Source organism: Rhizobium halophilum (assembly GCF_021648825.1).
Taxonomy (GTDB): Bacteria; Pseudomonadota; Alphaproteobacteria; order Rhizobiales; family Rhizobiaceae; genus Neorhizobium; species Neorhizobium halophilum.
The window spans coordinates 137,014-158,086 of the sequence record NZ_JAKJHS010000001.1 but is presented as its reverse complement, the minus strand read 5'-3'; the positions used below and the strand labels follow the sequence as shown (position 1 = coordinate 158,086).

Here is a 21,073-nt window from a genome sequence, read left to right as displayed (position 1 = left end):
GAGGGCATCTCGCGATGCGCTCCATCCGCGTTGCCTCCAAGGGTGTCTACGCGGACTGGCGGCCTATAGTACAAGCGGTCAACAATATCAAGCTTGGCGGAGGCTAGTATCGCGGTTCGCCGCCGGGCGGATAGGCCGTCTTTTGTTCGAAACGGAACTTGTGGCCGCACTGGCAGCGGACCAGGTACTTGCGCGGATCCGTGGAGGTGAACTCCGGAGAAAAGCCAGCAGGCATCTCGTCGATTCGAAAATCGCGGTTGTTCCCCCGGCGCTCATCGCTTTCAGAAACCTCCGCAAAGCCTGAATGGCCACATTGAGAACATTCCAGCTTTCTCGAATAGCGGTCGCGCGCGGCCATGAGATCTCCATGTCGGTTTGTTGTCGCGCAGAACTAGCTTTGAAGAGCAAAGATGCAAGCCAAAAAAAGGGCCTGCTCGATATGAACAGGCCCCATCTCTGAACAAGGTGCTGCAGCGCCTATGCGGCGCGGCGAGCGGCGTCCATGCCGACTTCACCAACGGAGAAGTGGCTGATTTGCTCATTGAGGACCTCAGCCTCGTTGGCCAGGGAATGGGCAGAGGCAGATGTTTCCTCGACCATTGCAGCGTTCTGCTGCGTTACCTGGTCGAGACGGCTGACGGCGGAGTTGATTTCGCCGAGGCGAGCAGACTGTTCGCGCGACGAGTTGACGATGGCGCCGATATGCTCGTTGATCGACTGGATGTTGCCCTGAATGTGCTCCAAGCTCTCCCCGGTTTTAAGAACAAGCGCCACCCCGTTCTCGACGTCTGAAGCAGAGGCGGTGATGAGCTGGCCAATGTCACGAGCAGCGGTGGCTGATTTCTGCGCCAGTTCACGCACTTCCTGAGCGACGACTGCGAACCCTTTGCCAGCTTCCCCTGCGCGGGCGGCCTCCACGCCGGCGTTGAGAGCCAGCAGGTTTGTCTGGAAGGCGATCTGGTCGATAACATCGATGATCTGACGGATCTTGGAGGAGGAGCTTTCGATCCGCTCCATGGCCTGGATCGCGTTCTGGACGACGTTGGTAGAGGTATGAGCCCCTTTGAGCGTGTCTGCCGCGACATCGACAGCCGTTTCGCAACGATTGAGGGCAACATTGACGGAGCCGGTCATTTCCGCAAGTGCGGCGGCGGCTTCTTCTAGCGCTGCGGCCTGACGTTCCGTGCGGCGCGACAGGTCGTCCGAGGCCATCTTCAATTCCCCAGAGCCCGCACGAATCGTAGTGACGCTGTTGCCGATAGAGGCAATCGTCGCTTCCAGTCCGGCCAGCGAGTTGTTGAAGTCGTGCCGCAGGTGGTCGAGTGACGGCGCGAAGGCCTTGTTGATGCGCTGGTCAAGCTTTCCACGGGAAAGGGCAGCGAGACCGGTGGCAAGTGCGGAAACCGCCTCCTCGATCTCACGCGCGCTCGCAGCTTTCTCCGCTTCGCGCTGCTGACGTTCCTCGTCGATTTCCTCCGCCTTGCGATGGGCGTCTTCCTCCATGCGCTCCTTGTCCAAAGCGCCTTGACGGAAAGATTCGAGGGCGCGGGCCATAACGCCGACTTCATCGCCGCGCTTGGTGTAATCGACGACGATTGTCTTATCGCCGTCGTTTAGGCGGTTCATCAGCTTGGCCAGCTCCGTCAGCGGACGGGTAAGGCGGGCAGCGATATAAGTGCCCCCGGCGCCCATGATGGCAAGCACGGCCAGCGTTGCCAGGATCGCCCAGAGCGCAAGATCGCGTGCGGAAGCGAGAACCTGCTCCTCTGCCTGCCCCATTGCCAGCAGATGCTTTTCGCCAAAGATCGTTACCGGCTGGAAGGCAAAGAAAAGGGGATGGTCGGCGACCGCTGCAATGGCAGAGCCGGTCGATTGGCTTGTTGCTGCCGCGGATAATTCCGCCGGGATGGCATGTGCTTTGCCTTCGACGAAAGCGCCACTGCGGTAGGCCCCGGTGCTGTCGAGCAGCAAGGCCTCGTCGACGGACTTGCCGAACTCGTCCGGTGTAACAGCGCGAGTCAGTTGGTCAGCGGAAATGCGGAAAATGACGGTTCCCTTGGTGACCGTGCTGCCCCATGAGGCAACGGCAAGTTGTTTGCCAATGAAGGCTGAGGGCCTGCCGCCGTCCAATTCATAAGGTGCGAAGGATGAGGTCTGCACGTCCTCCACCGCGCCAGCGTTGATGCGGGTGACCAATTCGGCGAGTCCTGGGACGGCCGCGGCATTCTGGAGCAGTTCATTGCCCTTGGTGACGGAATAGACAATCGTGCCGTTGAGGTCGGTCACGTAGATGTCGCTAACGCCGACATTCTTCCACGCACTCGCGATGGTTCCGTGAATGGAACTGTGATGGATCGCATACAGAAGCTTCAGGCCGGTGCCATCAAAGCCTGCGCGTTCCTCCGGCGATTGGCCCTTCTGATACTCGGCCTTGATCATCTCGCCTTCGCTCGGGATGACGTTCGTCATCGTTTCGACGGCCTGACCGATCGCTGTGTTTTGAGCAAGGTCGCCAAGCGACTGAGAGATGCGGTTCTGATAGCGGGCAAGGTCGCTGGCCTGATTGCCGGCAACCGATTCAAGCCGAAGCTTGTTTGCCTCGATGAGGCCGTCCTTGCCGATCTGGTAGCTCAGAAGTCCGACGGACAGGCAGGACACGAAGGTGGCCCCGACCACCAGTCCTGCAAATTTTGCCTTGATCGACAATGACCTGCCGCCACTGGCAAGACCCGATGATCGTGACATGCGTGATATCCCCCACACAAACAACATTGGTGGCGGCATCCTTGTCAGGAATTCATTGCGGCTGTCTTAATGAAAGACTCTCGTATACTGCCGTCGCAATGCGATCAGTCGAAGAGGCTGGATACGGATTCTTCGAGCGCCGTGCGGTTTATCGCCTCACCAAGAAGGTTGGCGGTCGTGACAACGCGGATGTTGGGCGCGGACTGCACCGCGGTGGTGGGCTGGATCGTGTCCGTGATCACCAGTTCGCGAAGCTTGGAAGAGGTGATGCGCGCGACGGCTCCGCCAGAGAGAACGCCATGCGTGATGTAGGCCGTGACACTCGTGGCGCCCTTATTGAGCAATGCTTCCGCAGCGTTGCAAAGGGTGCCGCCGGAATCCACGATGTCATCCACGAGCAGGCAGTCCCGGCCGGCGACTTCACCGATCACATTCATCACCTCAGATTCACCGGCCCGCTCGCGGCGCTTGTCGACGATCGCCAGAGGACAGTCGATACGCTTTGCCAATGACCGGGCCCGGACAACCCCGCCGACGTCGGGAGAAACGACCATGACGTTCTTTACGTCGTAGTTTTCCTTCACGTCTCGGGCGAGGATCGGAACGGCGAACAGATTGTCCGTCGGGATGTCGAAGAAGCCCTGGATCTGACCGGCATGAAGATCAAGTGTCAGAACGCGGTCTGCGCCGGCCTCGGTGATCAGATTGGCAACAAGCTTGGCGGAGATGGGCGTGCGTGGGCCAGCTTTCCGGTCCTGACGGGCGTAGCCGAAGTAGGGAAGAACCGCAGTGATGCGCTTGGCGGATGACCGCCGAAACGCATCGATCATGATCAGCAGTTCCATCAGGTGGTCGTTTGCAGGAAACGAGGTCGACTGGATCACGAACACGTCCTCGCCGCGAACGTTCTCCTGGATCTCAACGAAAATTTCCTGATCTGCGAAGCGTCTAACCGTGGCCTTTCCAACTGGAACATTGAGATAGGTGCAGATCGCGTCGGCAAGTTGCCGGTTCGAATTGCCTGCGAAAACCTTCATTTCGGCCCGCCCGTTGTCACGCTGAATGGGCGCCTTTTACCGGTGCGCGATTTGAATGCAAGAGAGTTTCAGATGCGTCCGCATTTTTTATGAACGATCCGTGACCCGCAGCTCAGCCCTTCTGCGCCTGCTTCCATGCCACGTATTCATTGATGGTCTTGGTGGCGATCGTTTCCATCGTCGTCGGCGGGACTGCCGCCCACGGATCCTTGGTTGCCGTTGCGACCTGCTCCTGGCCTTGGAGGCGATGCAAGCGCCCGCCGTTGTTGTCGAGGATATCCCAAACGTAGACCACGGTAATTGCGTCACTGTTGCCGAAGGCGGAGAAGTACCCCTTCAAGATATGATCGGCGGTGGTATCGGCCGAAGCGCGGATTTCCAGACCGGCGCTGCGGGCCTGGGCTCCAAGTTGCCGCGATAGAGGCGTCACCGCTTGGATGGGCGCTCCTATTATTGGCAGGAAACGGATGGTGCCCGAAGCGGAGGAGCTTGACGATTTAAGCTGCGTGCCGGTTGACCGCTGGTCAGGTGACGAGTCTGGAGCGGCGGCAAGCATGGCGCTCGTTGGAGCAGGTGGCGGGGATCCAGCGAGTGACGGCTCGGAATTCCCTGCTTCGAGAGCCTGCGCCTGCGCTTCGAGCGTGTTCTGAGGGGGGCGAAGACGGCTGGGTTGTTCTGCAGCACGAACATAGGAATAGCTTGTTGGTGCATCACTACCGGCGAGTTGATCGACCTCTGCCTGCGTCAACGGGCTCGATGGGCGCAGGCCTCCACCCACGTCCACCTGAGGGGTCAATGCGTCGCTGGTGCTGCAGGCTGATAGATGGACAGAAAGGGTTGCGACACAGAGTGCCGTTGCCAGTCGTCGCATGTCCACCTCCGTCTGCCGTCCGCAGCAGCGACCTTAAGTGCGGCGCTTCCCGAGTGTCAATTCTCGGTTTGGCAAGCTAGCCAGTCAGCAAGCCCAGTCCATGGCGTGAGAGGGGCTGGGGTGCATCGTTGGTGGTAAGGTAGGTGTGCCCGAGTGTCATCGCAGTGCCCGTCTCGGAGTCCATGATGATCATGTGGACGAACAGACTCATATCGGCGAGGATTTCCTGCGGGTTTCCCGCATGAAACATCTGGTGCTCCATCCAAGAGGGCGAAAACCGTGCCCCGAGCGAATATCCGCAGGCATTCAGGCGATGGCGGGTCAAGCCTCGGTCGTCGAGAATTCGCGCATGGGTATCAAAGACGTCGCCAAAGGTGTTGCCGGGACGCAAGACATTCTCGATTGCGGCGATTGTCTCATGGCAGGCACGGTAGAGTTCGCGATGACGCGGCGTCGGCTCCCCGATCACCACCGTTCGCATCATCGCGGCATGATAGTGAGCGCTCACTCCTGCCCACTCCAATGTCAGCTGATCACTTGCGTCAAGAGTCCTGCGACCAGCCTTATATCGGCAAAGAAGTGCATCTTGCCCGGACCCGATGATGAACTCGTTGGCGGGATAATCACCCCCGCCGACGAAGACGGCTCCCTGCATCGCTGCAAGGATATCGGCTTCCCTTGCGCCCTCCTTGATCAGCGGCAGAGCCGCATCCAGTGCATCGTCTGCGAGTTCTGCGGCACGGCGAACGTGAGCAATTTCGGCAACGGTCTTCGTGAGCCGCAATCCGCTGACGAGGTAGGAGGCGTCAACGATCTGTCCGAATGATGCCAACTGGTTGTCGAGCAACTGTGCTATCCGCCCGGTCATGCCATGTGTGTCGTACTCCACTCCGATGCGGGCGCCGAGGAGGTCCATATCGTTGAGGAGATTCTTCAGGTCCAAAGTCGGATCTGCGTTCATTCGATCGACCCAGACCACCACATTTTCTATGATGGAGGTCTGCCGCGCCTGCCGAAGGTCTGCCGAGCGGGTGAGCAAAACCATGGACCCGTCTGCCTTCACAACGAGCGTCTGGAAAAAGCAGTAGCCAAACGTGTCGTAGCCCGTCAGCCAATACATGCTTTCCTGCGCAAAAAGGAGCATGGCATCCAGTTTCTCATCACGCATCTTGTCCAGAAGGCGAGCGAGTCGGTCGGAATATTCGCTTCGGTCGAAGTGAAAGGCCATCTCATTCCTCCATGATAGCGATCGCTGAGATCTGGCGGCCGTAGTCTGGCTCGCCTCTGTGGGTTGTACGGCGGTAGGAGAAGAAGCGTTCCTCATCGGGATAGGTGTCCAGACCAAGACTGCACGCCTGCACTCCGGCCTTCTCCAGCCTTTGCACTGTCAGAGCCTGCAGATCAAAGTAGGCGTGTCCCGCTTTGGCAGAAGCAGAGAAAAAAGCCCCATAGGACGAATCGACCGAGACGAACCGCTCAATGAACTCCGGACCTACTTCATAGCTTCCGGCAGCGATGGACGGTCCGAGGCAGGCGACGATGGACGATCTTGCGGCCCCCAGCGAAACCATGGCCTCAATCGTGTTTTCCACCACACCTCCCAGCGCCCCTTTCCATCCGGCATGTGCGGCGCCAACAACACCGTTGTCGGGATCGCAGAACAGGATCGGGCCACAGTCGGCCGACAGAACGCCAAGGATCACCCCAGGAGAGGCAGTTACAAGCGCGTCGGCCCTGGGCCTGTCCCCGTCATAGGTGCTGTCGACCACGACCACATCCGGCGAGTGAATCTGATGAACAGTCGCCAGGTTAACCAACGGCAGTCCGAACCAATCCGCTACGCGCTCACGGTTCTCCATGACGTGGTCTGCGCGATCGCTGGAACCGATCCCGACGTTCAGCCCGTCATAGATGCCTTCCGAAACTCCGCCCTGGCGGGTGAAAAAACCGTGACGGATTCGCGGGTTGCCGGCGCTGCTCAGGAGCGAGCTTTGGATTGGCGTCAGCGCGTGGTTTTGCTTCATCGGAGGTCCGTCCAGTTGTTCATGGGGAGGAGCGCGGCGGGTGACTTGGTGGCGCTGCTCCCGGGGATGTTGGCGTACCGGCGCCGCGGCTGTCAGTCTAACACTGCACTCATTCGACGGACCGGAACGGCGCAAGATCGATCGCAGGGGAGGAAACCGCGATCACCTTGAAAAGTTCGCCCATCTTGCCGGCGCCTTCTCCAGCCAAGCGGTCCACGGCCGCCGCGATGAGCGTCTGCTCCGCCGAGTCCTTACTTTGGGCCAGCGCCTTAGCGCGTTCCAGCAGACCAAGGCCATAGAGGAAGTCGCCCTGTCGCAAGCCGCCATTTAAATAAAGTCCAGCCTGGACCGCTATCCTCGCCAGATCTTCGAAGTCGACATGGCTCGTAAGATCAGCCTCGCCAGGATGTTCCAGCGGAGGGTCGAACGCGTGCGCGCGAACGGCCTGCAGCGTATCGCCATAGCCAGAGACCATATGCCCGTAATCGACGATGACAGCGGTGCCTCCATATTGGCGCAGCCGCTCGCAAAGCGCGAGCATGACCGCTTGCCGTGCCGGAGCAACCTCGAAGACCGTGCCTTCGGGCACCGGGGTTGCAGGCGAGGGAAGCATATCGGGATTGAGGCCCGCTACGCCAGCAGCGAACATGAGCTGGTCGTCCGGGCCGAGCCCTACCATCCGCTCGCGAAATCCCGTCGGTGTCTTGACGAACTGCCGGATCGGAATCGCATCGAATAATTCGTTGGCAGCAATCAGAGTGAAACCTTCAGGCAGCTTCTCGAAATTGTCGTACCATTTCACCCGTGTGGAGTAGCTTTGGAGCGCGATGCGCTGGATGCTGCGCAACCGTTCGCTGGTTTCGACAAGATGCACACTCAGCCCATCGGCCATGCGCGGCGCGAGCTTGTTTATAACGCGCAGCATGTCGGCCATCATCGTCCCGCGACCGGGCCCGATCTCCACCAGCTGCACCGCGGCGGGAGACCCGTGTCGCTGCCAAGCGTGGACCATGAAGATGCCGATCATCTCGCCGAAGAGCTGACTGATCTCCGGTGCGGTAATGAAGTCTCCCGCCGGTCCGAACGGTTCTCGCGTCCGGTAGTATCCATGCTCCGGGTCTGCCAGGCACATGGAGAAATAGTCGGCGACGCTCAACGGTCCGGTGGCTCGGATCAGCGCCTTGATCTTCTGAGCCAAAGGCGTGCTCAAGTGTGCATCTCCTTGGCTCTATGAGGAGGGGGTCGCAATGCGCGAACGAAGCATCAGCCACAGCCCGAGCGCGACCATAGGTATCGACAGCAGCATGCCCATTGTGAGCCAGCCAAAGGCAAGATAGCCCAACTGCGCGTCGGGTTCGCGAAAGAATTCAACGAAGATGCGGGAGAGGGCGTAGCCAAAGACAAAGGTGCCCGCCACGAACCCGGAACGTTTTAGGGCCTTTACCCGAAACACCAGGATCGCCAGGATCGAGAGCAGTACAAGGCCTTCGAGAAACGCCTCGTACAGTTGGCTCGGATGGCGCGCGAACGGTCCGCCAGTCGGAAACACGACCGCCCAAGGCGCATCGCTCAGGCGTCCCCAAAGCTCGCCGTTGATGAAGTTCGCAATCCGGCCGAAGAAAAGCCCAAAGGGAACGACCGCAGCTATGGTGTCCAGCATGCTCAAGACAGGAATGCCATGCTTACGAGCAAACAGGATGATCGCGAGGACGGCTCCAATAAAGCCGCCATGAAAGGACATGCCGCCGTTCCAGATCTCGATGGCACGGACCGGGTTCTGCGACACAGCCGCAAAGTCATAGAAGAGAACGTAGCCGAGGCGACCGCCGAGCACGATGCCCGCCGCGATCCAGAGAAGAAAGTCATCCAGGTGTGCTACCGTTATCGGAGATCGGTTGTTGGGCCACAAATCGTCTCGCTGAACCATCCTGCGAGCGTAAAGCCAGCCGCAGACGATCCCCGCGACATAGGCCAAACCGTACCAGTGAACCGCAAGCGGCCCCACTGAGAAAGCGACAGGATTGATCTCCGGGAAGGGCATGAGCGCAAACAACTTGAGGCTATCGAACACTATCGTCAGTCCATGATTGGCATTGGGCGGGAACATGGCGACAGCCAATACCTCGGTCAAGACGAATCTCGGTCGCAGGCGATCCCGCTTGCAAGGCTGCGCGTCAGACCCTACTTCCTTTGCAGGTTAAACGGCTGGCACGAGCCAGAACGAAGGGGTTTAAGACAATGTCCAGCGGCACAAATCGAATTCTTGACGACTTTGCCAAGCTTATGACCGACGCTGCGGGTGCAGCGCAGGGTCTGCGACGTGAGGCGGAGGCGGCGTTTCAGTCTCAGGCGGACCGCTTCCTGAACAATATGGACGTCGTCAAGCGCGAGGAGTTCGAGGCCGTCCGCGAGATGGCTGCACGCGCGCGCGATGAGAACGAAGCACTGAAGGCCCGTATCGAGGCACTCGAAGCGAAGCTTGCCACCCAGGGCTGATCACCGAATCTTGTGACCGCGATCATTGAGCGGGGCCGGTGGCGGGAGCCGTCGGCCCCGTTCGTTCGGGCGGCATCCCTTAAAAATCTCTTAAAATCTTCAAGCCTGTGGACATCCTGAAAAACATAGTCCGCAGAGTCAGTTATGACTCCCTGCTTATCCCGTCTCCGAGGAGCGCCAGGAACTCTCCACCGCTAATTGCGGGGCAGGGGCTGGCACGGAGACTCTGCAACTATACACTGATTTTAAATGATGATTCGAAACGGCCGGTAAGCTCCGGGCAGGGTGGCAACGATATGTTGTCAGGGTCGGGCGGTCATCTGAATGGGTGTTTCCGGTGATGCGTTCTGCGTTTGGCGTACTTTCACGAACGTCGCGTTGTCCCGGTCAAGAAGGTGCTGCATGAGCCTCATAGATTTTGCTTTCGAGCGTCAGTCCAATCCGGTCGACATGATCGAAGTGGTTGCGGCTTCTAACGACTGGACATTCGAGCGCTCCGGCGAAGACGAAATCGCCATGACGGTGCAAGGCCGTTGGGCAGATTATCATGTCTCTTTTGCGTGGATGGAGGAGTTCGAGGCGTTGCATCTCGCTTGCGCCTTCGACCTCAAGATCCCCGACATCCGTGTCAATGAAGTGATCCGGTTGCTGTCTCATGTAAATGGGCAGGTTCTGATGGGGCATTTCGATTTATGGCGCCAGGAAGATGTGGTCATCTTTCGGCAATCCCTGCTCCTGGCGGGCGGCGCCGAGCCGACCAACCAGCAGGTCGAGGTTCTTTTGTCGAGCGCGCTGGAAGCTTGCGAAATTTATTTCCAGGCGTTCCAGTTTGTGGTGTGGTCGGGCATGGACGCGAAAAAGGCGATGGAAGCGGTGCTCTTCGAGACCGTTGGTGAAGCGTGATGAGCCTATCCCGCGCGAGCATCCTTCTCGTCGGGGCAGGCAACATGGGCGGCGCAATGCTGTCGGGATGGCTGAACAACGGCGTCCCGGGAATCGACATTGCTGTTCTTGACCCGTCTCCCTCCGACGCAATGCTGCAGCGGATGAATGATGCCGGCGCGCTTCATTTTGCCGCCCCGCCGGAAGACCTCGACGTTGATGTTATTTTTCTTGCGGTGAAGCCGCAGGCGATGGAAGCAGTTCTTCCTCCTTTGAAGCATCTGGTGGGTGAGAAGGCGGCGGTCGTTTCGGTGGCGGCGGGCAAGACGCTGGCGTTCCTCGAAGGTCACCTCGGGCAAGGCGCCATGGTTCGAGCGATGCCGAACACGCCCGCGATGATAGGCCGGGGTGTGACGGGCGCCTACGCCAACTCACATGTATCGGATGCGCAGCGGACGCAGGTCGACGGACTGCTGAAGGTCACCGGGCCGGTCGAATGGGTTTCGGTCGAGGCCGATATCGATGCCGTTACCGCAGTGTCTGGCAGCGGGCCGGCCTATGTCTTTTACCTCGTCGAGTGCATGGCGGAGGCAGGCCGCAAGCTGGGCCTGCCGGCGGACCTCGCCATGCGTCTCGCACGGGAAACCGTCGCGGGGGCGGGCGAGCTTCTTCATCGCTTGCCTGAACCCGCGACGAAGCTTCGCGAGAATGTGACTTCTCCTGGGGGCACGACTGCCGCGGCCCTGGCTGTTCTCATGGCAGAAGATGGCATGCAGCCGCTGTTCGACGAAGCCCTTGCGCAAGCTCGCAGGCGTGCAGAAGAGTTAGGCGGGTGAACCGGGCATGACGGAAGCAATCACCTTCGGCGACTTTGAGAAAGTCGATATTCGCACCGGCACAATCGTTGAAGTGCTGCCCTTTCCAGAGGCGCGCAAGCCGGCTTGGAAACTCAAGATCGACTTCGGTCCAGAGATCGGGATCAAGACGTCCTCGGCGCAGATCACCGTCCACTACCGGCCCGACGATCTCCTGGGGCGGCAGGTGCTGGCTGTGGTTAATTTTCCGCCACGACAGATCGGCCCCTTCCGTTCAGAAGTTCTAACTCTGGGCTTCGAAGATGAGCAGGGAGCGATTGTTCTTGCTGCTGCGGATCGGTCGGTGCCGAACGGCCGCAAGCTGATCTAGGTCAGGCTGGCACCCGGACCGTCGCGCGCAATCCGCCGAGCGGACTATCGGCCAAGGTAACATTACCGCCATGGGCGTGGGCGATGTCCCGGACGATCGAGAGGCCCAGGCCCGTTCCGGACTTGTCAATATTGCGAGCTTCATCCAGGCGGAAGAACGGCTTGAACACGTCTTCGCGTGCGGCCGGCGGAACTCCTGGCCCATTGTCGTCGAAGATCAGTGTCAGCCAGCGGGCCGTATGCCGTGCTTCCACGTGAAGCTTGTCGGCATAGCGCTCGCTGTTTCCTGCAAGGTTGTCCACGAGACGAGTGAACGCATTGGGCCGAACCGAGATGAGGTCCTCGCCCTCGATCCGGAACGTCATCGTCTTGTCCTTGCGCTGGAAGTCGGCTCGTACCTTTTCAAGAAGTTCGCTCAGACGCAGTTCCCCGACATCCTCCTCTGCCTCGCCCTTGGCGAATGCCAGATAGCCCTCGAGCATGTTCTGCATCGCATCCACATCCTCTGACATGCCATGAAGTTCCGGACGGTCACCCGCGAGAGCGAGCTGCAACTTGAAACGGGTCAGGATCGTACGCAGGTCGTGGCTGACACCCGACAGCATGGCGGTGCGCTGCTCGATCTGACGCTCGATCCTTTCGCGCATCAGGATGAAGGCTGAGCCCGCAAGGCGAATCTCGTCCGCCCCTTTGGGGGTAAATTCGGGCATCCGCTGCCCCTTGCCGAAGGCTTCCGCTGCTTGAGCAAGCATCAGGATAGGCCGGATCTGACCGCGGAGGAACAGTACGGAGATCGCGGTCAGGGCGAGGGCAGTGCCTGCCATCCAAACGAGGAAGATATGAGTGTTGGAGGCATAGGTCTGGCTTCTGCGGGTAAAGACCCTCAGCACGTTATCGTCGAGGTTGATACGAATCTCGACGAGCCGGCTGTCGCCTACAGTATCAATCCAAAACGGGCGCTGGATCTGGTTCCTGATCTGGTCGGCCAGGATACTGTCCAGAATAGAGAAGAAGGGCTTGGGGCGAGGCGGCGGCAGTGGGCCCGGCGGCTCTATGAGGATGTTGAGATCCAGTTGCTCCGCGGCGATCCGGCTCACCCGGCTGTAGTCGCCGTCATTCGGAAACTGCTCGATCATCTCGATAATCGCAGCGATGTCTCGGGTCACACCCTCCGAGAGCCTTTCGGTCACCATGCGCCAGTGCCGCTCCATGAAGACGGCCGCAACCACCGTCTGCAGCAAGATCATGGGGATGATGACGATCAGGACCGAGCGCGTGTAGAGCCGCGTCGGCAGTATGCGCTTGAGGCGTCGGCCGGATGCGGCCACGCCTGGCATGCGGAACCTGCCGATGTCTCGCTTCAAGGTGTCGAACAACACCACCGCTCCTGCTCCTCCGGCATCCGTGCCGTCACTCTGTGCTCAATCGGTAGCCGATGCCGCGGACCGTCTGCAAATAAACGGGGTTAGCGGGATCCTCCTCGATCTTGCGCCTCAGACGGTTGATCTGCACGTCGATCGTCCGTTCGCCCACCTCTGCGTCATCGCCAATCAGTTCATGGCGCGGAATCGTGTCGCCTGCGCGCAGGGCAAACAGTAGCATAATCTCCTGCTCACGGTCGGTTAGGCGGATCTGTTCCGCAGCCTTCCGAAGCTCCTTTCGCGGAATGGAGAAGGTATAAGGTCCGAACATTACCTGCTCGATCTTCGGCCCCTCCGCCGAAGCACTGCGCCGCAGAATGTTGTTGATGCGCAGGACCAACTCACGGGGATCGAACGGTTTGGAGAGATAGTCATCGGCGCCCGCCTCCAGACCGGCGATGCGGGAATCGGCTTCCGACTTTGCTGTCAGCAGGATCACCGGGGTTGTCTTGGTCTTGCTGAGCGCTTCCGTCAGCGATAGCCCCGACTCGCCGGGCATCATGACGTCCAGGATGATCAGATCGAACTTCAGCCCGCTCAATTTCCGGCGTGCGTCAGCGGCGTCTGCGGATACCGTAATACGAAACCCTTGCTCAGTGAGGTACCGGCTCAGCAAATCGCGGATGCGGGTATCGTCGTCGACAACTAGGAGGTGGGCCGCGTCATCGGATAGAATCGCTGTCATCACTCCAGCTCGCTTTCAACGGGCGGGAGAGCAGGGTCGCGTCCCCGCATGTCCCGCAGGAATTTCCACACAGCTGCCCGCCCGTCCGAGTCGAGTGACTGCATCGCGAGGCTGATGCGCCGTGACTGTGGCTCCGACAAGGCTAGTGCAAGTTCACGACCGGCCAGCGTGGGATAGAGGCGCCGCTGCCGCCGGTCTTTTGCACCAGCCATTTGGCGAATATAGCCCATTTCAATCAGTTGTTTGAGCACCCGCGCTAAGCTTTGCTTGGTGATCTGCAAAAGGTCGAGGAGATCTGTCACCATCAGGCCGGGATGACGTGAGACGAAGTAGACGACACGGTGATGAGCACGTCCCATGCCGATCTTGGCCAAGATGGCATCAGGGTCGGAGACGAAGTCTCGATATGCGAAGAACAGGAGTTCGATGGTCTCGAAATCGATCAGCGCCTCGTCCACCGCCGGCAATTCCGGCTGCATCTTTTTGGCAGCTCTTGCTGCCGGTGCGCGTGACACACCTTCTTCCTTTCGCCTCTTGGCTTCTGCGGGAGATCCGCTTGCGGCTCTTTTGCTCTTGGACTCAGGTCGATAAAGCGCGAACGGCAGGAACAATCAACAGCAAATTTGTGCGACGGAGGGCCATCGGCCGGCGTGCTTCGGTCCACCGGCAGTCAAATTAGGGCATCTAACAGCCGCGCTATCTCCTCGTCTGATCGTTGTTGCATCAGCCGGGTGACGACGGCCCGGCGCCGAGGCCGCCAAGGTCTTTTCTAAGGCAGAAAGGCGGCGGCAAAGGGGAGGTTGCTTCGGAACCAATTCGCCGCTTTAGCCGTTGCCGTCGCCAAACAGACAGGAGAATACCATGGCCGCAATCTCGTTTTCCGAGGAGCCTGAAATCGTCGGTTCGGACAGTAGAGCGCAGCAGCATCCGCTGCGTCCCGTCTTCATAGGCGTGCTCGCAGCCAAGGTCTTTGTAGCGGCCATACTTCTGACAACTGTTTCGACGGCGCCACCTGTGACGGCAGAAGCGAGCTACCTGGCGTCCCTGCAATAGCCTTGTTTTACGGTCTGATGCCGCTATAGGTCAGCCCAGGAAGCGGGAGTTAGACATGGGCAGACTTCAGGCTGGCATAGTCCCGGTGACACCTTTTCAGCAGAATTGCACTCTTCTCTTCGATGAAGACAGCAAGATCGGCGTTGTCGTTGATCCTGGAGGAGATGTTCCGAACATCCTCGAAGCGATCACGAGAAATGGCCTGAAGATCAAGGAGATCTGGCTCACGCATGGGCACATCGACCATGCGGGCGGAGCCGACGAGTTGCGAAAGGCCTTGGACATCGCCGTTGTCGGTCCACAGGAGGATGATCTTCCACTGCTACAAGGGCTTGAGGCACAGGCGCAAATGTTCGGCGTCCCAATGGCCGTGCGCAATCTCACCCCAGACCGGTTTCTGACGGAAGGCGACCAGGTTTCCTTCGACGGTCATGTTTTCGAAGTGCTTCATTGCCCAGGCCATGCACCTGGCCATGTTATTTATTTCAACCGCGAAGCCGGCTTCGCCCATCTGGGCGACGTTCTGTTCAACGGATCGATTGGTCGAACGGATCTTCCGGGGGGAAGCCACGAGCAGCTACTGGCGTCGATCCGCGACAAGGTGCTTCCGCTGGGGGATGATGTCGGCTTCCTCTGCGGGCATGGTCCAGGCGGGCGGATTGGCGAGGAGCGCAGGACAAATCCGTTCCTTCAGAACCGCCCGACATAAAAAAACCCGGCATGGCTGCCGGGCTTCAACTCGAATAGAAAAGCCTTCCCTTGGCTTAGCCGGAGATCTGCAAATTGACAGCCTTCGGGCCTTTGCCGCGACGATCCGGTTCCGTGTCGAAGCTCACTTTTTGGTTTTCAGATAAGCCAGACAGGCCGGAAGCCTGTACGGCAGAGATGTGAACAAAGATGTCGGCACCACCATTGTCTGGTTTGATGAAGCCAAAGCCCTTGTCCGTGTTGAAGAATTTTACAGTGCCAGTTTCGGCCATGCAGCAGGTCCTTTTCCTTCTGTCCGTGTTCAGCGCCGGACAGCATCAGAATGACGCCCCGAGGGGCGGGTGGCAGGCAGCTTTAAGAAAGGGGCCCTGTCGTTACCGCGGTGCATGAACGTCGGAAGATCCCAACCTCCAAGTCCCGCCCGAAGTTTTGACGCCTCCGGAGCGCATTTTTATAGGTCTTCCCATGCTCGTAAATTGCCCGAACGCGGACAGATTGCTGCGTTTATCGTGAATTGGCAAGAAAAAGTTTTGCGCTCGTAAGGCGGACCCTATTTCGCTCTATGGATACACAAGACAGGACGCGCGTTCTTTAGCGCCAGATGAATATTGTTTGAAGTATCAACTTCGTAGCGTTATGGCCTTGCCTGATCCGCGGCGCAGCAGGAAGTAATTCTTCCACCTAGTTCAAGTTGTGCCAAGACTTGACTTGCGGCGGGTGAATTCCGGCACAAGTTCAACAACCAGCATGGCTGAAAAGATAATGGCACATCCGATGTATCCGGACGCCGGCAGCATCTCGCCCAGGAGCAGTGCTCCAAGGAGCCCGCCGAAGAGAGCTTCGCTCGACAGAAAGATCGCAGCCTGCGGCGCGGTCGTGTACCGCTGGCCAATAACCTGCAGGACGAAAGCGAGACCTGAGGAGACGATACCGACGTAGAGGATTTCGCGACCTGCAGACAGGATTGCCTCAAGGCTGATCTCTTCGACGAACGGAGCAATCAGCAAACAACAGAGGGAGCACACCGCAAACTGGGTGAGCGACAGCGCGAGTGGTCGCCCGGTCGAGGTGACGAAGAGCCCTGCCAGTATGATCTGAATGGCCCAGAAGAAGGCGCAGACGATGCTGAGCACGTCACCGCGCGTGAGGTTGTCGAACTGCCCGCCGCTCAACAGGAAGATGCCGGTCAGAGACATGCATGCGGCAGGCCATACGATCCAGTGCGGGTAGCGGCGCAGCGCGAAGACCGAGATGACGGGCACGAAGACCACGTAAAGACCGGTCAGGAAGCTTGAATTGGTGACGGTTGTGGTCAGGAGCCCGATCTGCTGCGTGATGGCACCACCGAAAAGGGCAAGGCCGACGAACCCGAACGAGAGCCAGCCTTTGGAACTGACAGGCGCCGCAGACTTGCGAGCTTCGAGCAGCACGAAGGGGAGGACTGCGATGGACGCGATCGCAAAGCGCAAACCCACGAACCAAAACGGGCCTATCTTATCCATTGCCGTAGATTGAGCAACGAAACCGCCACCCCATATCGCGGCCGCAAGCAGAAGAACGAGGTTCGCCTGAATTCGAGTCATAAATGTTTCCGACGCAGAAGCTGCCGAACAAGCGGCCAAGAACTTCGGGCCATATCAGGCACGTTCTGCGGCTACAAGGGCGGAGAGACCGTGGCGGTACTGCCAGTCGTGGATGGGCTATCGGTGCCGAGATGCTGCCTTGACCGCGTCCCGCAGGCTGCGCCGCGAGAGGATAAAACATCCACCCGCCATCACGACGAAGCCGCCCAGAAGCAGGACAAAAACGATCCGGGGATCGGAGAACAACGTTGCTACATGGAGCGCGGTTACCGACGGGAAGGGAGATGCGGAGACGGTCTGAACCTGGGATGGCTTGATCACGGCAAGCAACATGAGGCCACACCCGATCAGGGCGATCAAGGCGAGTAGAAATGGCGAGCTCAACAGTGGGGGGCGACCCGTCTTCCTCTGGTCGTCGATGAACATCATCCGCCTCCAGGTATGTGCACCTGTGAGCAGAAGACGCTGCAAGAAGGGCGGATTTGAGGCGGTGAGATTTGGATCGCCTACGGGTGATGCGTGAGGCTTCTCACGCGGGAATAGGCAAGACATCGATCAATCTGCGCTTTCGGCTTGAATCCCCCAGATACATTCGACATACAGCCTGAGGCGGGATCGGCGCGCGGTTTCGCCTTGTTCAACAAGACCCTTCAGGACCCGATATCATGGCCTTCCTTGCCGACGCACTTTCCCGCGTAAAGCCATCCGCTACCATCGCCGTCTCCCAGAAAGCACGGGACCTGAAAGCAAAGGGTCGCGACGTGATCGGGCTTGGCGCCGGAGAGCCGGATTTCGATACGCCGGACAACGTCAAGAAGGCAGCTATCGAGGCGATCAATCGCGGCGAGACGAAGTACACGCCGGTCGCGGGGATCCCCGAGCTGCGCAAGGCCATCGCTGCCAAGTTCAAGCGCGAGAACGGGCTGGACTACAAGCCGGAGCAGACGATCGTCGGCACCGGCGGAAAGCAGATTCTTTTCAACGCCTTCATGGCCACGCTCAACGCGGGGGATGAAGTCGTCATACCGGCGCCCTACTGGGTATCCTATCCCGAGATGGTAGCGCTCTGCGGCGGCACTCCGGTCTTCGTTTCGACGAAGCAGGAGAACAATTTCAAGCTGACGGCAGAGGAGCTGGAAAGCGTCATCACGCCGAAGACGAAGTGGTTCATCTTCAACTCGCCGTCGAACCCGACCGGCGCCGCCTACAGCCACGATGAGCTGAAGGCGCTCACGGACGTTCTGCTGAAGCATCCGCAGGTCTGGATCTTGACCGACGACATGTACGAGCACCTGACCTTCGGGGACTTCAAATTCGTGACGCCGGTCGAGGTCGAGCCGAAGCTTTATGACCGGACGCTGACGATGAACGGTGTTTCCAAGGCCTATGCGATGACCGGATGGCGGATCGGCTATGCGGCCGGCCCGATCGAGCTGATCAAGGCCATGGACATGATCCAGGGTCAGCAGACCTCGGGTGCCTCTTCGATCGCGCAATGGGCAGCGGTCGAGGCTCTGAACGGGCCGCAGGACTTCGTTGCGAAGAACAAGAAGATCTTCGAAGGCCGCCGCGACCTTGTGGTTTCCATGCTGAACCAGGCAAAAGGCATCAAGTGCCCGGTTCCGGAAGGGGCCTTCTATGTCTATCCTTCTTGCGAAGGGCTGATCGGCAAGACTTCGCCCTCGGGCAAGATCATCGAGACGGACGAGGATTTCGTGTCCGAGCTTCTGGAAGCGGAGGGTGTGGCCGTCGTCCATGGCTCGGCCTTCGGTCTTGGGCCGAACTTCCGTATCTCCTACGCGACCTCGGAGGAGCAGCTCGAGGAAGCCTGCCGGCGCATCCAGCGCTTCTGCGCCGCCTGCCGCTGACTTTACGGATGCCTAATCAACAAAGCCCGCCGTTGGCGGGCTTTGTCATTTAAGGCTCGTGTGGATTACGGGCCACCGCTGCCGCCGGTCGCCCCGAAGATCTGTCCGGTGGAATAGCTGGATCCGGGGGACGCGAGCAACACGTAGATGCTCGCAAGTTCCGCCGGCTGGCCCGGACGGCCAAGAGGCGTGTCAGAGCCGAACTGGGCCAGCGCATCGATCGGCTGTCCACCGCTTGGCTGCAGCGGCGTCCAGAACGGACCGGGCGCCACGCCATTGACGCGGATTCCCTTCGTCGCAACCTGCTTGGCCAGACCCTTCGTGAAGTTTTCAATCGCCGCCTTGGTGGCTGAATAATCCAGCAAATTTTCGGGCGGATCATAAGCCACGACGGACGTGGTGTTGATGATCGTCGAGCCGGGCTGCAGGTGGGGGAGGGCCGCCTGCGTGATCCAGAACATCGCGTAAACATTGGTCTTCAGCGTGTTGTCGAGCTGCTCCGTCGTCAGGTCCGCAAGCGAAGCCACCGATTGCTGGCGCGCTGCATTGTTGACGAGGATGTCGAGCCCGCCCAACTGCTCGACGGCATCGGCGACGATCTGCTTGCAGAAGGCCTCGTCGCGAATGTCGCCGGGAAGCGCGACCGCCTTTCGGCCTTCGGCGCGGATGAGCTCTAGGACCTCCTGCGCATCCGGCTCCTCGGGTTCCAGATAGCCGATCGCGACATCGGCGCCTTCGCGCGCATACGCGATCGCTGCTGCGCGACCGATCCCGGAGTCACCACCGGTGATCAGGGCTTTGCGCCCGGTGAGGCGTCCGGACCCGCGATAGGTTTCCTCACCATGGTCAGGAACCGGATCCATGCGGCTGGTCAGTCCTGGCCATTCCTGCGATTGACGGGGGAAGGGTGGCTGCGGGTATTTGGTGGTAGGATCCTGCAGCGGCTCCGCTGCCGGAGTGGCAGCGGACTGCTGGGCGTTCGCCGTGCCCGAGAAAGCGGCGGCGGCGACGCCTGTCGACAGGCCGCCCAGCACCAGACGGCGCGTGGGATCTACTTCGTGATTGGTCATATGAGTCTCCAGTTGGTGCCTGGTCCCAACCAGAGGCCTGCTCGACCGTTCCGGCACTTCACGAAGCGTTGAACGCTGCTGCAACGGGAGGTGGTCGTCAGGCTTTCGTGATCTTCACGATAGTCGATCCACCCCCGCCGCGCTGTTCGGTCACGGCATAGACGGCGCCGTCGGGCCCTATGCGGACGTCGCGGATACGCGCATCGAGTGGAACGCGTTCCTCGTACTGGACGCGGTCTCCTTCCATGTGAAGAACCACCAATCCTTGCGATACGAGCCCGCCGACCAAGAATGCTCCCTGCCACTCCGGGATGGCCTGTGCGTCATAAAACGCCATGCCCGAGGGAGCGATAACCGGGTCCCAATAGTAGACGGGCTGCTCCGTCTCCGCCATTTGCGTGACACCTTCGCCCACTGCATCCCCGCTGTACTCAACACCATAGGTAACTTCAGGCCAGCCATAATTTTTGCCGGGCTCCGGCTTGTTCAACTCGTCGCCCCCTTTGGGACCGTGTTCCACCGTCCAGAGACGACCTTCGCCGTCCAGAGCTGCCGATTGAAGATTACGATGACCTAGGCTCCATATCTCTGGCAGGGCATCCTCCTGACCAACGAAAGGATTATCTTCCAAGGCTTCTCCGTCCGCATTGATGCGAAAGATCTTGCCAAGCCCGCTGGACAGTTCCTGAGCCTGCACGCGCGGCTCGCGATCGGAACGCTCGCCCACCGTTACATAAAGCTCGTTGTTTGGCCCAAAGACGAGGCGCGAACCAAAGTGTTTATCCCCGTCATAGCTTGGCGTTTGACGGAAGATGACCTGCACATCCTCGAGTGAACCGCCACCCTCGTCGTTCGCTACGAGCTTTGCGGAGGCGACAGATGTGCCGTTACCGTTCTCGCGTTGCTCTGCAAAGGAGAAGTAGATCATTCCGGAGGATTCGAAGTCCGGTCCGAGAGCAACGTCCAAAAGACCGCCCTGGCCCCGGGCGAAGACCTCTGGTACGCCCTCGATCTCCGGTCCGACTTCACCATCCTCTGAGATGATGTGCATGGCGCCCTGCTTGGCGGTCACAAGCATGCGCCCATCCGGCAGGAATTCCATGGCCCAGAGATGGGGCAGCCCCTCGGCAACGACTTCCGTCTTCAGTTCCGGCGTTTGGGGCGGTTGCGGGGCTCGCGTCTGGCCTTCGAAGGCCGGCTGTTGATCCGGCGCGTTCGGCGGAGCGGTGACGACGGAGTCGCGCGCTTCTTGCGCTTGCGCGGGCGATGCCGCGAACGCAGCGGACAAGATCGTGGCTGAAAGCAGAAGTGGCAGTCGGTTCATCTGATCGCTCCCTTTTCGTCAAGCAGAGGAGCAGCACATCTGGCTGGCTCCGTGTCATGCTGATCTAGGGCGTCCGCGGGTATGGAACGCCCACGGAGTGGTCAACAATAGTTTATCCGCGT

23 protein-coding genes are annotated in these 21,073 nt (G+C 59.6%); 7 read left to right on the top strand and 16 right to left on the bottom strand.

Translation table 11 applies throughout. The features are described 5' to 3' along the window. Positions 1 to 103: 103 nt before the first annotated feature. From LXM96_RS00825 to lgt, 8 genes are all read right to left on the bottom strand, one after another. Positions 104 to 358, bottom strand: coding sequence for a hypothetical protein (locus LXM96_RS00825; protein ID WP_239996328.1), 255 nt, complete (start codon positions 356 to 358; stop codon positions 104 to 106). 119 nt (positions 359 to 477) lie between these two features. Next, a complete protein-coding gene (locus LXM96_RS00820) occupies positions 478 to 2,745 on the bottom strand; it encodes a methyl-accepting chemotaxis protein (protein ID WP_239996327.1) in 2,268 nt (755 codons plus the stop codon). A gap of 104 nt (positions 2,746 to 2,849) precedes the next feature. Further along, positions 2,850 to 3,782 carry a ribose-phosphate pyrophosphokinase gene (locus LXM96_RS00815; RefSeq protein WP_239996326.1) on the bottom strand — a complete coding sequence of 311 codons (933 nt, stop codon included), beginning with the start codon at positions 3,780 to 3,782 and terminating at the stop codon, positions 2,850 to 2,852. 112 nt (positions 3,783 to 3,894) lie between these two features. Continuing rightward, positions 3,895 to 4,653, bottom strand: a complete 759-nt coding sequence (locus LXM96_RS00810) for a hypothetical protein (RefSeq protein ID WP_239996325.1) — start codon at positions 4,651 to 4,653, stop codon at positions 3,895 to 3,897. A gap of 76 nt (positions 4,654 to 4,729) precedes the next feature. Next, positions 4,730 to 5,881: a M24 family metallopeptidase gene (locus LXM96_RS00805; RefSeq protein ID WP_239996324.1), complete on the bottom strand. Its 1,152-nt coding sequence runs from the start codon at positions 5,879 to 5,881 to the stop codon at positions 4,730 to 4,732. Between the two features lies 1 nt (position 5,882). Continuing rightward, the gene (gene pgeF / locus LXM96_RS00800; RefSeq protein ID WP_239996323.1) at positions 5,883 to 6,677 is read right to left on the bottom strand and encodes a peptidoglycan editing factor PgeF; all 795 of its coding nucleotides are present in this window, start codon (positions 6,675 to 6,677) and stop codon (positions 5,883 to 5,885) included. 109 nt (positions 6,678 to 6,786) lie between these two features. Continuing rightward, entirely contained in the window at positions 6,787 to 7,887 is a 1,101-nt protein-coding gene (locus tag LXM96_RS00795) for a class I SAM-dependent methyltransferase (protein ID WP_239996322.1), read from the bottom strand. 18 nt (positions 7,888 to 7,905) lie between these two features. Continuing rightward, on the bottom strand, positions 7,906 to 8,784 hold the full coding sequence (gene lgt, locus LXM96_RS00790) for a prolipoprotein diacylglyceryl transferase (RefSeq protein ID WP_239997168.1): 879 nt from the start codon (positions 8,782 to 8,784) through the stop codon (positions 7,906 to 7,908). 131 nt (positions 8,785 to 8,915) lie between these two features. Here lgt and LXM96_RS00785 point away from each other — a divergent pair, with 131 nt between their 5' ends. The 4 genes from LXM96_RS00785 (at position 8,916) to LXM96_RS00770 (ending at position 11,240) form a co-directional block, all read left to right on the top strand. Beyond that, positions 8,916 to 9,173: an accessory factor UbiK family protein gene (locus LXM96_RS00785; protein ID WP_239996321.1), complete on the top strand. Its 258-nt coding sequence runs from the start codon at positions 8,916 to 8,918 to the stop codon at positions 9,171 to 9,173. A gap of 402 nt (positions 9,174 to 9,575) precedes the next feature. Further along, on the top strand, positions 9,576 to 10,076 hold the full coding sequence (locus LXM96_RS00780) for a type III secretion system chaperone family protein (RefSeq protein ID WP_239997167.1): 501 nt from the start codon (positions 9,576 to 9,578) through the stop codon (positions 10,074 to 10,076). Further along, the gene (gene proC / locus LXM96_RS00775) at positions 10,076 to 10,891 is read left to right on the top strand and encodes a pyrroline-5-carboxylate reductase (protein WP_239996320.1); all 816 of its coding nucleotides are present in this window, start codon (positions 10,076 to 10,078) and stop codon (positions 10,889 to 10,891) included. Before LXM96_RS00780 ends, proC begins: the two co-directional genes overlap by 1 nt. 7 nt (positions 10,892 to 10,898) lie before the next feature. Beyond that, on the top strand, positions 10,899 to 11,240 hold the full coding sequence (locus LXM96_RS00770; protein ID WP_239996319.1) for a tRNA-binding protein: 342 nt from the start codon (positions 10,899 to 10,901) through the stop codon (positions 11,238 to 11,240). A 1-nt stretch (position 11,241) separates the two neighbouring features. Here the strand turns inward: LXM96_RS00770 and LXM96_RS00765 are convergent, their stop codons facing one another. Genes LXM96_RS00765 through LXM96_RS00755 form a run of 3 tightly spaced genes read right to left on the bottom strand, consistent with a single transcriptional unit; the run spans position 11,242 to position 13,824 of the window. Next, positions 11,242 to 12,621, bottom strand: coding sequence for an ATP-binding protein (locus LXM96_RS00765; RefSeq protein ID WP_239996318.1), 1,380 nt, complete (start codon positions 12,619 to 12,621; stop codon positions 11,242 to 11,244). A 28-nt stretch (positions 12,622 to 12,649) separates the two neighbouring features. Beyond that, positions 12,650 to 13,345, bottom strand: coding sequence for a response regulator (locus LXM96_RS00760; RefSeq protein ID WP_239996317.1), 696 nt, complete (start codon positions 13,343 to 13,345; stop codon positions 12,650 to 12,652). Then, a complete protein-coding gene (locus tag LXM96_RS00755; protein WP_239997166.1) occupies positions 13,345 to 13,824 on the bottom strand; it encodes a MarR family winged helix-turn-helix transcriptional regulator in 480 nt (159 codons plus the stop codon). Before LXM96_RS00755 ends, LXM96_RS00760 begins: the two co-directional genes overlap by 1 nt. A gap of 382 nt (positions 13,825 to 14,206) precedes the next feature. Between LXM96_RS00755 and LXM96_RS00750 the strand changes: the two genes are divergently transcribed. Together LXM96_RS00750 and LXM96_RS00745 are read left to right on the top strand one after the other, a co-directional pair. Then, entirely contained in the window at positions 14,207 to 14,398 is a 192-nt protein-coding gene (locus LXM96_RS00750; RefSeq protein ID WP_239996316.1) for a hypothetical protein, read from the top strand. Between the two features lie 55 nt (positions 14,399 to 14,453). Then, a complete protein-coding gene (locus LXM96_RS00745; protein ID WP_239996315.1) occupies positions 14,454 to 15,107 on the top strand; it encodes an MBL fold metallo-hydrolase in 654 nt (217 codons plus the stop codon). A 55-nt stretch (positions 15,108 to 15,162) separates the two neighbouring features. Here the strand turns inward: LXM96_RS00745 and LXM96_RS00740 are convergent, their stop codons facing one another. The 3 genes from LXM96_RS00740 to LXM96_RS00730 all read right to left on the bottom strand — a co-directional run bounded on the left by LXM96_RS00740 (position 15,163) and on the right by LXM96_RS00730 (position 17,118). Further along, positions 15,163 to 15,378, bottom strand: a complete 216-nt coding sequence (locus tag LXM96_RS00740) for a cold-shock protein (protein ID WP_046633016.1) — start codon at positions 15,376 to 15,378, stop codon at positions 15,163 to 15,165. A gap of 414 nt (positions 15,379 to 15,792) precedes the next feature. Further along, the gene (locus LXM96_RS00735) at positions 15,793 to 16,689 is read right to left on the bottom strand and encodes a DMT family transporter (RefSeq protein ID WP_239996314.1); all 897 of its coding nucleotides are present in this window, start codon (positions 16,687 to 16,689) and stop codon (positions 15,793 to 15,795) included. 117 nt (positions 16,690 to 16,806) lie between these two features. Next, a complete protein-coding gene (locus LXM96_RS00730; RefSeq protein WP_239996313.1) occupies positions 16,807 to 17,118 on the bottom strand; it encodes a hypothetical protein in 312 nt (103 codons plus the stop codon). A 236-nt stretch (positions 17,119 to 17,354) separates the two neighbouring features. Here LXM96_RS00730 and LXM96_RS00725 point away from each other — a divergent pair, with 236 nt between their 5' ends. Beyond that, positions 17,355 to 18,557, top strand: coding sequence for a pyridoxal phosphate-dependent aminotransferase (locus LXM96_RS00725; RefSeq protein WP_239996312.1), 1,203 nt, complete (start codon positions 17,355 to 17,357; stop codon positions 18,555 to 18,557). Between the two features lie 65 nt (positions 18,558 to 18,622). On the opposite strand, the gene LXM96_RS00720 is transcribed toward LXM96_RS00725, so the two are convergent. Together LXM96_RS00720 and LXM96_RS00715 are read right to left on the bottom strand one after the other, a co-directional pair. After that, complete coding sequence (locus LXM96_RS00720; protein ID WP_239996311.1) at positions 18,623 to 19,627, bottom strand: SDR family oxidoreductase; 1,005 nt, start codon at positions 19,625 to 19,627, stop codon at positions 18,623 to 18,625. Between the two features lie 97 nt (positions 19,628 to 19,724). Further along, positions 19,725 to 20,951, bottom strand: coding sequence for a PQQ-dependent sugar dehydrogenase (locus LXM96_RS00715; RefSeq protein WP_239996310.1), 1,227 nt, complete (start codon positions 20,949 to 20,951; stop codon positions 19,725 to 19,727). Between the last annotated feature and the right edge of the window lie 122 nt (positions 20,952 to 21,073).

Excerpts from the sequence above, each read along its gene's own strand:
- pgeF (WP_239996323.1), bottom strand. The coding sequence starts at position 6,677 with ATGAAGCAAAACCACGCGCTGACGCCAATCCAAAGCTCGCTCCTGAGC.
- LXM96_RS00785 (WP_239996321.1), top strand. The coding sequence starts at position 8,916 with ATGTCCAGCGGCACAAATCGAATTCTTGACGACTTTGCCAAGCTTATG.
- LXM96_RS00715 (WP_239996310.1), bottom strand. The coding sequence starts at position 20,951 with ATGAACCGACTGCCACTTCTGCTTTCAGCCACGATCTTGTCCGCTGCG.
- LXM96_RS00755 (WP_239997166.1), bottom strand. The coding sequence starts at position 13,824 with ATGCAGCCGGAATTGCCGGCGGTGGACGAGGCGCTGATCGATTTCGAG.
- LXM96_RS00720 (WP_239996311.1), bottom strand. The coding sequence starts at position 19,627 with ATGACCAATCACGAAGTAGATCCCACGCGCCGTCTGGTGCTGGGCGGC.
- LXM96_RS00740 (WP_046633016.1), bottom strand. The coding sequence starts at position 15,378 with ATGGCCGAAACTGGCACTGTAAAATTCTTCAACACGGACAAGGGCTTT.
- LXM96_RS00760 (WP_239996317.1), bottom strand. The coding sequence starts at position 13,345 with ATGACAGCGATTCTATCCGATGACGCGGCCCACCTCCTAGTTGTCGAC.
- LXM96_RS00725 (WP_239996312.1), top strand. The coding sequence starts at position 17,355 with ATGGCCTTCCTTGCCGACGCACTTTCCCGCGTAAAGCCATCCGCTACC.
- LXM96_RS00805 (WP_239996324.1), bottom strand. The coding sequence starts at position 5,881 with ATGGCCTTTCACTTCGACCGAAGCGAATATTCCGACCGACTCGCTCGC.
- LXM96_RS00815 (WP_239996326.1), bottom strand. The coding sequence starts at position 3,782 with ATGAAGGTTTTCGCAGGCAATTCGAACCGGCAACTTGCCGACGCGATC.
- LXM96_RS00820 (WP_239996327.1), bottom strand. The coding sequence starts at position 2,745 with ATGTCACGATCATCGGGTCTTGCCAGTGGCGGCAGGTCATTGTCGATC.
- proC (WP_239996320.1), top strand. The coding sequence starts at position 10,076 with ATGAGCCTATCCCGCGCGAGCATCCTTCTCGTCGGGGCAGGCAACATG.
- LXM96_RS00750 (WP_239996316.1), top strand. The coding sequence starts at position 14,207 with ATGGCCGCAATCTCGTTTTCCGAGGAGCCTGAAATCGTCGGTTCGGAC.
- LXM96_RS00745 (WP_239996315.1), top strand. The coding sequence starts at position 14,454 with ATGGGCAGACTTCAGGCTGGCATAGTCCCGGTGACACCTTTTCAGCAG.
- LXM96_RS00810 (WP_239996325.1), bottom strand. The coding sequence starts at position 4,653 with ATGCGACGACTGGCAACGGCACTCTGTGTCGCAACCCTTTCTGTCCAT.
- lgt (WP_239997168.1), bottom strand. The coding sequence starts at position 8,784 with ATGTTCCCGCCCAATGCCAATCATGGACTGACGATAGTGTTCGATAGC.
- LXM96_RS00730 (WP_239996313.1), bottom strand. The coding sequence starts at position 17,118 with ATGATGTTCATCGACGACCAGAGGAAGACGGGTCGCCCCCCACTGTTG.
- LXM96_RS00770 (WP_239996319.1), top strand. The coding sequence starts at position 10,899 with ATGACGGAAGCAATCACCTTCGGCGACTTTGAGAAAGTCGATATTCGC.
- LXM96_RS00825 (WP_239996328.1), bottom strand. The coding sequence starts at position 358 with ATGGCCGCGCGCGACCGCTATTCGAGAAAGCTGGAATGTTCTCAATGT.
- LXM96_RS00780 (WP_239997167.1), top strand. The coding sequence starts at position 9,576 with ATGAGCCTCATAGATTTTGCTTTCGAGCGTCAGTCCAATCCGGTCGAC.
- LXM96_RS00735 (WP_239996314.1), bottom strand. The coding sequence starts at position 16,689 with ATGACTCGAATTCAGGCGAACCTCGTTCTTCTGCTTGCGGCCGCGATA.